Source organism: Vibrio sp. D173a (genome assembly GCF_030248475.1).
The window spans coordinates 1-1,327 of the sequence record NZ_JAHGAH010000848.1 but is presented as its reverse complement, the minus strand read 5'-3'; the positions used below and the strand labels follow the sequence as shown (position 1 = coordinate 1,327).

General features: G+C 50.0%; 1 protein-coding gene. It reads left to right on the top strand.

Annotation, left to right across the window (positions count from 1 at the left end; translation table 11 throughout):
• Nucleotides 1–99: 99 nt before the first annotated feature.
• Nucleotides 100–1,327: UDP-N-acetylmuramoyl-L-alanyl-D-glutamate--2,6-diaminopimelate ligase (gene murE, locus KIV40_RS29765; RefSeq protein WP_285352865.1), on the top strand; the 1,228-nt coding region annotated here is incomplete at its 3' end.

Sequence of the window (1,327 nt, the reverse complement as noted above, 5' to 3'; positions counted from 1 at the left end):
GCCCCTGTCTTCTCTGAGATCATGAAAGGCGCGCTGCAAATTCTTAATGTACCTGCTGACGAAAACAAGTTTCAAGAATAGAGCGAATCAGGATTCGATATGAGTAATTGCCTAACACTATCTAGCTTACTAGCCCCATGGGGAGCATTTGATGACGCCACACTGGCTGAAATCGAAGTGACGCATCTGGAGCTAGATAGCCGAGCCGTGCGCTCGGGAGACATTTTTGTCGCTGTTATTGGTCACGCTGTGGATGGCCGCCGCTTTATTGATAAGGCTATTGAGCTTGGTGCTAGCGCCGTTATCGCACAAGCGTGTGAAGAGCATGCTCACGGCAGTATTGAGCAGCGAAATGGTGTCACCATTGTTTATATCCAAGACCTGAACCAAGAGCTATCAGCGCTTGCTGGGCGTGTTTATCAATCCGATGCTACTCAACTGATTGGCGTGACAGGGACCAATGGCAAGACCACGATTACGCAGCTTATCGCGCAGTGGCTTGATTTGGTTGGTCAGCGCTCAGGCGTTATGGGCACAACAGGGAATGGCTTTCTTGATGATCTACAAATCGCCAAGAATACCACCGGCAGTGCAATTGAAATTCAGCGTACGCTGAGTGAGCTAGCCGCTCAAGGTGCTGCTTATACTGCTATGGAGATCTCATCGCATGGCTTGGTTCAAGGGCGTGTTAAAGCGCTTAAATTTGCTGCAGGCGTTTTTACTAACCTGAGCCGTGATCACCTCGATTACCACGGCACGATGCAAGAGTATGCGTTAGCGAAGCAGAGTCTCTTTACTAAACATCATTGCCAACACGCCATTATTAATGCCGATGATCCAGTGGGTTTGGCATGGCTATCCGAATTATCTGATGCTGTGGCTGTATCGCTGAGTCCAATCACTGACCGTACCAATGCGGTCTGGGCACTCGATGTGGCTTATGCAGAAACCGGGATCCGCATGGACTTCGACGGGGCTTGGGGCACAGGTTGTCTAGAAGTACCGCTGATTGGTCAGTTCAATGCCTCTAATGTATTGGTGGCGTTTGCGACGTTGTTAGCGCTCGGTATTGATAAGCAACAGTTAGTTGAGAGTGCGCCAAGATTACAGCCTGTGATTGGGCGCATGGAGTTGTTCCAAGCAGCGCAAAAAGCCAAAGTCGTTGTTGACTATGCACACACGCCAGACGCTCTTGAAAAAGCATTAGCCGCTCTGAGAGTGCATTGCTCAGGAAACTTGTGGGCGATCTTTGGTTGTGGCGGCGATCGCGATAAAGGCAAACGCCCAATGATGGCAGAAACCGCAGAGCAGTTCGCCGATAAGATCA